This is a genomic window from Streptomyces sp. MnatMP-M17 (assembly GCF_900091995.1).
Taxonomy (GTDB): Bacteria; Actinomycetota; Actinomycetes; order Streptomycetales; family Streptomycetaceae; genus Streptomyces.
The window spans coordinates 1-8,855 of the sequence record NZ_FMDK01000216.1; the positions used below are offsets into that span (position 1 = coordinate 1).

Annotated in this window: 8 protein-coding genes and 1 tRNA gene; 6 read left to right on the forward strand and 3 right to left on the reverse strand. The window is 69.4% G+C overall.

Features of this window, described 5'->3' with window-relative positions; all coding sequences use genetic code 11:
- On the reverse strand, positions 1 to 1,719 hold a 1,719-nt coding region (locus GA0115259_RS10570), incomplete at its 3' end, for a DEAD/DEAH box helicase (RefSeq protein WP_202449870.1).
- Positions 1,720 to 2,049: 330 nt separating this feature from the next.
- On the opposite strand from GA0115259_RS10570, the gene GA0115259_RS10575 reads away from it, so the two are divergent.
- Positions 2,050 to 2,829, forward strand: a complete 780-nt coding sequence (locus tag GA0115259_RS10575; protein ID WP_093594228.1) for a hypothetical protein — start codon at positions 2,050 to 2,052, stop codon at positions 2,827 to 2,829.
- A gap of 11 nt (positions 2,830 to 2,840) precedes the next feature.
- Here GA0115259_RS10575 and GA0115259_RS10580 read toward each other — a convergent pair whose 3' ends face one another.
- Entirely contained in the window at positions 2,841 to 3,194 is a 354-nt protein-coding gene (locus tag GA0115259_RS10580; RefSeq protein ID WP_093594231.1) for a hypothetical protein, read from the reverse strand.
- A 194-nt stretch (positions 3,195 to 3,388) separates the two neighbouring features.
- Between GA0115259_RS10580 and GA0115259_RS10585 the strand changes: the two genes are divergently transcribed.
- The 4 genes from GA0115259_RS10585 (at position 3,389) to GA0115259_RS10600 (ending at position 7,148) form a co-directional block, all read left to right on the forward strand.
- Positions 3,389 to 3,739 (forward strand): metallopeptidase family protein, encoded by a 351-nt coding sequence (locus GA0115259_RS10585; RefSeq protein WP_093594234.1) that lies wholly within the window; start codon positions 3,389 to 3,391, stop codon positions 3,737 to 3,739.
- Positions 3,740 to 3,966: 227 nt separating this feature from the next.
- Positions 3,967 to 5,715, forward strand: coding sequence for a metallophosphoesterase family protein (locus GA0115259_RS10590; RefSeq protein WP_093594243.1), 1,749 nt, complete (start codon positions 3,967 to 3,969; stop codon positions 5,713 to 5,715).
- 80 nt (positions 5,716 to 5,795) lie between these two features.
- A tRNA-Glu gene (locus GA0115259_RS10595) sits at positions 5,796 to 5,868 on the forward strand.
- Between the two features lie 197 nt (positions 5,869 to 6,065).
- Positions 6,066 to 7,148, forward strand: a complete 1,083-nt coding sequence (locus GA0115259_RS10600) for an SDR family NAD(P)-dependent oxidoreductase (RefSeq protein WP_370747604.1) — start codon at positions 6,066 to 6,068, stop codon at positions 7,146 to 7,148.
- A 45-nt stretch (positions 7,149 to 7,193) separates the two neighbouring features.
- On the opposite strand, the gene GA0115259_RS10605 is transcribed toward GA0115259_RS10600, so the two are convergent.
- Positions 7,194 to 7,886 (reverse strand): type III effector protein, encoded by a 693-nt coding sequence (locus GA0115259_RS10605; RefSeq protein ID WP_093594240.1) that lies wholly within the window; start codon positions 7,884 to 7,886, stop codon positions 7,194 to 7,196.
- 240 nt (positions 7,887 to 8,126) lie between these two features.
- On the opposite strand from GA0115259_RS10605, the gene GA0115259_RS10610 reads away from it, so the two are divergent.
- Positions 8,127 to 8,516 carry a DUF2267 domain-containing protein gene (locus tag GA0115259_RS10610; protein WP_093594246.1) on the forward strand — a complete coding sequence of 130 codons (390 nt, stop codon included), beginning with the start codon at positions 8,127 to 8,129 and terminating at the stop codon, positions 8,514 to 8,516.
- Positions 8,517 to 8,855 lie beyond the last annotated feature (339 nt).

Here is an 8,855-nt window from a genome sequence, read left to right on the forward strand (position 1 = left end):
GGCCTCGGCGGCCACCTCGGCCACCGCCGCCTCCGGGTCCTCGCCCCGCTCACGCGCCGCGCGGGCCACCAGCCGGTCGGCCTCGTCGCGCAGTTCGGCGGCGCGGCGCTGAAGACGTTCGAGCTGCTTGGTCAGTTCGGAGACCTCGCGCTCGGCCTGCTTGGCCGCGTTGTTCGCCGAGTCCGCCTGGACCTCCGTGAGCGAACGCGCTCCGGTGATCTCCGCGACCTCCGGGTCGAACGCGCCCGCTCCGCCGACCATGTGGCGCGAGGCGTCCACGCCCGCGTCCTCCATCAGCCGGAAGATCTGGCGCCGCTGGTGCGGCAGCGCCAGCGAGACGACGACACCGGACTTGCCGGCCCGCGCCGTACGGCCCGAGCGGTGCAGATAGTCCTTGTGGTCCCCGGCCGGGTCCACGTTCAGTACGAGGTCGATACCGTCCACATGGATACCGCGGGCGGCCACGTCGGTGGCGACCAGCGCGTTGACGTAACCGTCCTTGAAGTCCGACAGCGTGCGGGTACGGGCGCCCTGCGTCATACCGCCGTGCAGCGCGTCCGCCTTCACGCCCGACTCGCGCAACTGCTCCGCGATCCGGTCGGCGCCGAGCTGCGTCCGTACGAAGATGATCGTGCGGCCCTTGCGCGCGGCGATCGCCGCGGTCACCGGGGCCTTGTCCTTCGGCTTCACCACGAGCACGTGGTGCGTCATGGTCGTGACATTGCCCTGGGCGCTGTCGACCTCGTGGCTGACCGGATTGGTCAGATAGCGCTTGACCAGCGTGCTGATCTCGTTCTCCATGGTGGCGGAGAAGAGCATCCGCTGGCCGCCCGCCGGCACCAGATCGAGCAGCTCGGTGACCTCGGGCAGGAAGCCCAGGTCGGACATCTGGTCGGCCTCGTCGAGGATCGCGATCTGGACCTTCTCCAGCGAGCAGGCACCACGGTTGATGATGTCGCGCAGCCGGCCCGGAGTGGCGACGAGGATGTCGACGCCGCGCTCCAGGGCGTAGATCTGGTTGCCCATCGACGTACCGCCGCAGACGACCTTCATCTTCAGGCCGAGCACATCGCCGTACGGCTGGAGCGCGTCCGCGACCTGCATCGCCAGCTCGCGCGTCGGGGTGAGGATGATGCCGCGCGGCTTCTTCTTCTCGGTGTGGCCGCCGGCCAGCGTGGCCAGCAGCGGCAGACCGAAGGAGAGAGTCTTGCCGGAACCGGTACGGCCACGGCCCAGGATGTCCTTGCCGTCCAGGGCGTCCGGAATGGTCGCGGCCTGGATCGGGAAGGGAGCGATGACACCGTTCTGGGTGAGCTTACGGACGATGCCCTCGGGCAGGCCCAGGTCACCGAACGTCAGGCCCGGGGCCTCGTCGGAGTCCGAGTCGTCGGAGGAGTCCGAGGCGACGGAGGAATCGGAGAAGGAAGAGTCGGCGTCGGCGTCGGCGGACTCGGCCGCATCGAAGGACTCGATCGCGTCGGACGCCTCAGACGTACCGGCCGCACCAGACGTGTCGGAGATCTCAGAGCCCTCCGCGATCTCAGCGACCTCGGACGTGTCGGAAGTCTCGGACGTCACTGAGGCCTCGTCAATCCCAACGGACTCGGCGGACTTGGTCGTGTCGGCGGCCACTGCGGCCTCCGATCCCTCGACGGTCTCCACCGGCTCGGTGGACTCGTGCTCGGGCATGACGGTGTGGTCAGTACTGGAAATGGACATGCGAAATGCGAAACCTTCCGGAGTCTCGGCACGCGCCCAAACTCCGTGATTCGCAAATCGACCGCCTCAATGCGGTCAGCCACGGCAAGGGAGAGTACGCGCCACGTGGCGCTCTTCTGTGTCGGCGCCAGGCAATGATCAAACGATCTACTACCATACGCACCCACCCCCCTCCAAGGCAAACCGCCACCGTGGCGACCCGGTCACACCGGTCCCATCTGCGGCGATGCCATCGACTCCGTCCGCATCCCCTTCCCGTTTCCGTTCCCCTTCCCCGACGCCTTCCCGCTCCCGGACGTCTTCCCGGATCCAGGCCCGGGTCCGGCGCCCATGGCCGTCCCTCCTCCCGGCCCGGATGTCTCCCCGGCCGATGTCAAGCTCGTACGCATGTCCGCCGCCGGTGACGCGGACGGCGGTTCCTGTGGCTTCGTCGGCTCCGGCTCGGGCTCCGGTGCCGGGTCGGGGCTCTGTGCCGGCGGCTGGCTGAGGGAGGGCGCCGGGCGCGTGGGCTCCTTGGACGGTACGGGTTCGCTCCCGGGCGGAGTCGGCTTCTTCCCGGGCTGCGGGCGCTCGCCCTTCGAGGGCTTGGGCGAGGGAGTGCCGGCGGAGCTGGGGCTCGGCGACGCGCCCTTGTCCCTGCCGCCCTTCCCGCCGCCGACGCCCTCTGCGCCGCCCTCGTCCGTACGTCCCTGCCAGGCGTGCGGCGCCCCGGGACCCGAGCCCGTAACGCCGTCGGGCTCGGCCGCGGACCCCTGGCGGTCCGCGGAACGCGACGGCGCGGGCTTTCCCTCGTCCTCACCGACGCTCATACAGCCCGCGGACGCCGCGACCGCCAGTGAGGTGACGATCCAGACGGCGAAACGGCCTGGGGCGGACATGGCGGACAACTGGCGCACGGGCGGCACCTCCGGGGCACAGGAATGGGTTTTTCCGCCGACGGCGGAGGTTTCCCTGCCCAACTTCCTTTTCCCCGCCGGGGACACGCCCGGAGCGCGTTCAGGCCGGGTGTGTGACGCGTTCGCGCCGGTCCATGTCCTTCCGCTCGGAGTCCTCCCACTCAGATCCAGCAGACCCAGCAGACCCAGCAGGTCGAGCAGATCCAGCAGGTGACCCGAGCGGCCTCAGGAGAAGACGACGGAACGGAGCAGGAGGCGGCTGCTCGCCGATCCGCCCGGCCGCAGGGTGTAGTAATCCCCGTCACAGTCAGGGCCCGTGAAGACCGTGGCGGTGGAGGAGGTGCGATTACTGGGCGAGTGCGCCGGCGGTACGTACTCCCCGGCCACCTCCGGCAGCGTGACGCATTCCCGGCTCCCCGGATTCACCAGCATGCCGGTCGTCGGGCCGCCGTTCATACCGGTGAACACATAGCGGAACTCGCCCTGGGCGGCGGACGCCGAGCCGGGTACGGCGGCGAGCAGCGCGAGCACGCCCACGGAGGCGACCAGGGTGGTACGAAGGCGCGTGGAAGAACGCATGGGAGGACGCATGGGAGAAGACCCTTCTTTCCCCGGCTCTTTCTCCGGGCGTTACAGGTGATTTGACCTTCCGGAAGCTGCCCAGGCGTTTCGGCGGATAGGCGTCGCATCACTCGAAAGTGGACACAGAAACGTTCCACTTCCTCTCTGCACACGCCCCACCGGAACGGCCGGTCATCACGGACAATGACCATGTGCTGGAGATGACGCGCGAGACGTTCGAAGAACTGGTCGGCCAGGCCCTCGATCAGATCCCCCCGGAGCTGACACGGGTCATGGACAACGTGGCCGTCTTCGTCGAGGACGAGCCCGATCCGTCCGATCCCGAACTGCTGGGGCTGTACGAAGGGACACCGCTCACGGACCGGGGCGAGTGGTACGCGGGAGTCCTGCCCGACCGCATCTCGATCTATATGGGCCCGACCCTGCGCTACTGCGAGAGCCCGGAGGACGTGGTCCACGAAGTCTCCGTGACCGTCGTCCATGAGATCGCCCATCACTTCGGCATCGACGACGAGCGGCTGCACGAACTGGGCTGGGGCTGAGCGCGGCTGGGGCTGAGCACGGCTCGGGCCGAGCGCGGCCGGCGCCGAGCACGTACAGGCCTCCTGCGCACAACAGGAGCACCACCCGCGCCGCCATCACCACAGCAACCACGAGCACCAAGAACCTCAAGGCACCAAGAGCCTCAAGAGCCCCACAAGGACCAAAGGACTACGCACGATGGCGTAGCGCAGGCATGGTCACCCGTCACTTCGGGCATACGGGCCCAATGGCCCGTGATGTACTGCGTTTCCCGTTCCGTGCCACACGTACCCGCATCCTGGGCCATCTCCACTCCCGCCGGGAAGGGCCCACCAGCGCTCTGGTCCACTCACCGCACCCATATGCCCGCGCCCTCGGGCTGGTCGCCGTCGTGGTGCTGGGCGCGTGGCTCGGGCTGCTGGTCGTCGGCAGCGTACGGACGCCCGTCGGCCCGATGGACACGCGGATGACACTGCGGCCGTCGCTCACCGGCGGCACCAAGATCAATGTCTCGCCGCTCGGCGCGCTGGAGATGAAGACGCACACCGCGCCCATCCGTCTCGACGTGGATGTGGACCAGCTCGATCCCGTACGCTCCACCGCGCTCGTCGAGCATCCCGAACGGCTCTCAGGGCTCCAGGACGAGGTCACCCACGATGTCGCGGACGGCACCACGGAGTTGGCCGTACGCTCCTGTGCCGCCGTCGTCGCCGGCGCGACCGCCCTCGGGCTCGCCGTCTACCGCCGTCCGCGCCGCGCACTCGCCGCCGGCGGGCTCGCGCTCGCGCTGCTGGCCGCCTCCGGCGTCGGCGCGTACGCCACCTGGAACCCCAAGTCGGTGCTAGAGCCCAAGTTCTCCGGACTGCTCTCCTCCGCTCCTCAGGTCGTCGGCAGCGCCCGCTCGATCGTGACCGATTTCGACGTCTATCAGAAGGAGTTGGCGCGGCTGGTCACCAATGTGACCAAGCTGTACGACGCGACCTCGACGCTGCCCACCTACCAGCCGGATCCGGCGACCCTGCGGGTGCTGCATGTCTCCGACATCCATCTCAATCCGGCGTCCTGGCACATCATCGGCTCGCTCGTGGAGCAGTACGGGATCGATGTGATCATCGACTCCGGCGACACCATGGACCACGGCGCCTCCGCGGAGAACACCTTCCTCGATCCGATCGCCGATCTCGGCGTCCCCTATGTCTGGGTACGCGGGAACCATGACTCGGAGATCACCCAGAAGTACCTCCGGCGCATGAAGAACGTCCGTGTCCTGGACAAGGGCCGGGCGGTGACCGTCGCCGGGCTCCGGGTGGCGGGCATGGGCGATCCGCAGTTCACGCCGGACCGTTCCATGGAGGCGGGAGGCGACCCGGCGGAGCGCATGGCCGGCATCCAGTTCGCCTCGGCCCTGCGCGACCACACGGCGGCCGGCAGGCCCGCACATATCGCGGTCACGCACAACCCGATGGCGGCCCGGGAGACCGACGGGCTCGTGCCGCTCGTGCTGTCCGGCCATGTCCATCACCGCGAGACCGAGGTGATGGCGCACGGCACCCGGCTGAAGATCGAGGGATCGACGGGCGGCGGCGGGCTGCGCGCCGTACAGAACGACGAGCCGGAGAAGGTACGCACCTCCGTGCTCTATCTGGACCGGACCACCAAGCGGCTCCAGGCGTGGGACGAGATCACTCTCGGCGGTCTCGGACTGACGACGGCGGAGGTCAGCCGCCATCTTCCTAAGGAGGCGGGCACACCGGGCGCGAGCCCGTCACCGGGAGCGAGCCAGCCGGGCAGCCCGGGCCCGTCATTGGACACCCCGGGAAGCACCGGCCCGTCGGAGAACCCGAGCCCGTCGGGCGGCCCTTCGGGAAGCCCGAGTCCGACGAGGAGCACCAGGCTTACGGGACCGCCTCCGGGCACCCGTACCGCCTCGCCCTCACGCTCACCTTCAGGGATTCCGGCAGGCGCACCCGTACCGGCCCCCGCACCTGCCCCGTAAACCGTTTTGGCGATAGCTCCTGCCATCCCATATGCTTCTCCCGTCCCCGACGCGCTGCAAAGCGCCCAGGCGGGCCCTTAGCCCTCATCGTCTAGTGGCCCAGGACGCCGCCCTTTCAAGGCGGTAGCACGGGTTCGAATCCCGTTGGGGGCACGTACGAACACCCCACGTTTCGGTTGTCTCGGCATGAGGCAGCCGGGACGCGGACGGTATCGTCTCTTCGTTTTCCTTCTGCTTTCCTTCCGCCCGAATACGGGCTTCTCCCTCCCTCCTGGCGTCCCGGTCGCGGATGCGGGGTGAGGCGATCGGCGCGACGATGTTGTGGGTACGCCACGCCGCTCCTCTCGCGGATGGAGGCACCCACGATGCCGTCCCTGCTCAAGCGCCCGGCTCTCGGGCACCCGCCGCTCAGCCGTCCCTCCATCGCGGGCCTGTCGGCCGTGGTCACCGGTGGTTCACGAGGTCTGGGGCTCCTGCTCGCCGAACAGCTCGCCGTCCGGCACTGCGATGTCACCATCGTGGCCCGGGACGAACGGGAACTGGCGCGGGCCGAGGCCCTGGTGCGCCGGCCGCCCGGTGTGCGGATACGTACCGCCGTCTGCGATGTACGGGACCGGGAGGCGGTACGGAGGCTGATGCGCGACACCGCCCTGGCCTGCGGCGGTATCGACATCGTCATCGCCAACGCGGGCATCATCCAGGTCGCGCCCGTCGACGCGATCGGCGCCGAGGAGTTCGAGGGCGCGCTGGACAGCATCTTCATGGGCGCGCTGCACACCTCACTGGAGGCGCTGCCGTATCTGCGCCGCAGTCCGGCGGGCGGCAGGCTGGCCCTGATCGGTTCGGTCGGCGGTCTGCTCGCGGTGCCGCACATGCTCCCGTACTCCTGCGCGAAAGCGGCGGTCGGAGCGCTGGCCGAGGGACTGCACGCCGAAGCGGCCCGCGACGGCGTGAGTGTCACCGCCGTACATCCCGGGCTGATGCGTACGGGTTCCCATCTGCACGCCACCTTCGGCGGGGACCAGGTGGGAGAGTTCGCGTGGTTCTCCGCCATAGCGGGCGCGCCGGTGGTGTCGATGGGCGCCCGGCGCGCGGCCGATCGGATCGTCACGGGCGTGCAGCGACGGCGTATCCGGATCGTGCTCACACCGACCGCCCGCGCGGCGAGCCTTGCCCATGGTCTCGCTCCGGCGCTCACCACACGTATGACCACACTGGCCGCCCGCGGACTGCCCGACGCCAAGCCCGCTTCGGACGCTGCCGCCACTGGCACCGGCACCGCCACCGGCACATCGGGTTCGGGCGGCGCGCGCGGGCTGCGCGAAGGTGCGTCCGTAAGGCCGCCGGCCCATCTCCTCACCCGCAGACTGCGGGCCTGGGGCAGCGCCCTCAACGACCGGATGACGGGGACGTGCAACCAGCGCCCGGCATAACACCATCCGCGTAACACCACCCCACCCCACGGTCCTCCTCCGCATCTAGCTTTCGCCTTCGCCTCCGTAGGAGGACTGCACCTGCGCGCCGTCGGTGAGGGCGTCGATACGGGCGGCGAGGTCGGGGTGGGCCGGACTCAGATGGGGACGGGCGGCGGTCAGAGGCGCGATGAGGGTGGTGGGATCGTCGTCTGCGAGTGCCGCGTCGAGGTAGCCGACGGTGATACGGGAGGCCGCCGGAAGGTCGGTCAGGGCGGTGATCTCGACGGCGAGACGGCGCAGACCGGCGGCGTTGCGGCGGGCCCAGGCGGTGAGGACACGGTCGGCCGCGCGGCGCCCGCGGATCGCCTGTACGCGCTGTTCGCCGGTCGTTCCAGCAGGCCCAGGGCGCTGGCGCAAATAGCGGCGCTCAGCGGCCTGGCGGCTGGCGACACCAAGAGGCTGGGCGAGGTCGGCCCAGCTCGCGCCCGCCTGGCGGGCCGTTTCGATCAAACCCGTCTCCCAACCGGCGAGATGCTCACGGACCTGACGCAGCAGGAGCAGGGAGGCCAGGGCCTGTTCCGGGCCCGAGCGATGGTCGGCCGGCTCGTCGGCATCGCCGCTGTGGGCGGCTCGTACGGCTTCGTGGATGGCTTCCAGGGCCGCCGCGGCGGCGAGGAACGAAGCCGGGCTCTGCCTCCCGTCGTCGTTGGGCGACGAGGCGTCAGACGGTGGTGGGAGCCGGTCGGTTGAGGCCACGGTGATCTCCTTCTAGAAGCGTCAGCGCTGACGTCATCCCTGCTGTCATCATTTCGACGACATTCCACTTGTCATCCATTAGATGACATGTTACAACGGGATGCAGATGAAGCGCATCGGCATCTGCTGCCCGGACCTTCTGGTCCTCGCGTAAGGAGATCCATGGCTGAGCCGCGCGAAGCGCGAAGAAGGAGTCCACGCGAAGAACCCACGCGATGAAAGAGGGCGGCCGAAGTGGTCATGCTTGGGGAAGCGTTCCTGGCGCGCGTCCAGGAGCGCGGCGAGTACAAGACCCGGCAGGAAGCCGAACGGGCGAGCCGCGTGGTTCTCGCACTGCTGGGCGCGCATCTGGTCGGCGAGGTACGGTCCGAGCTGGCGGCCCGGCTTCCGGAGACCTTCGCCCTGATCCTGCTCAACCCGCTGCAGACCGCCGAGCCGCTCCCTGCCGAGCGCTTCATACGGGCAACGGCGGCCTGGATCGAAGGTTCGACGGAACGGACCGCGGCATGGGACGTCAGCGCAGTGCTCAGCGTGACCGCCGACGCCGCCGGTGAAGACCTCACCCAGCGCATCCTGCTCCAGCTCCCTCCGGGCTACGACCTTCTCTTCGGCCACCCGCAGCCCATCTGACCAACCACCCGTCTGACCCATGCCCCGCAGGCACCGACCCGACCCGACCCGGCCCGGCCCGGTCCGACCCGGTCCGACCCGGTCCGTTCCGGCCTCGGCGACGAGGTCGCAGGTCACGCGTGCTGGGCATGACCTTGGGTCTGCTACGCTGATTCAGCGACATCAGCCGAGCGGTACGTGTCCGGCCGGTCACTGGGAATCACCAGTCCGGACGGTCAGGGCGCGAATTCCGTTGGGGGCACGCGCTACCGTGTGCGAGACTGGTGCTCGCACATCGCATGGTCCTGTGGAGCAGCTTGGAGTGCTCGCCACCCTGTCAAGGTGGAGGCCGCGGGTTCA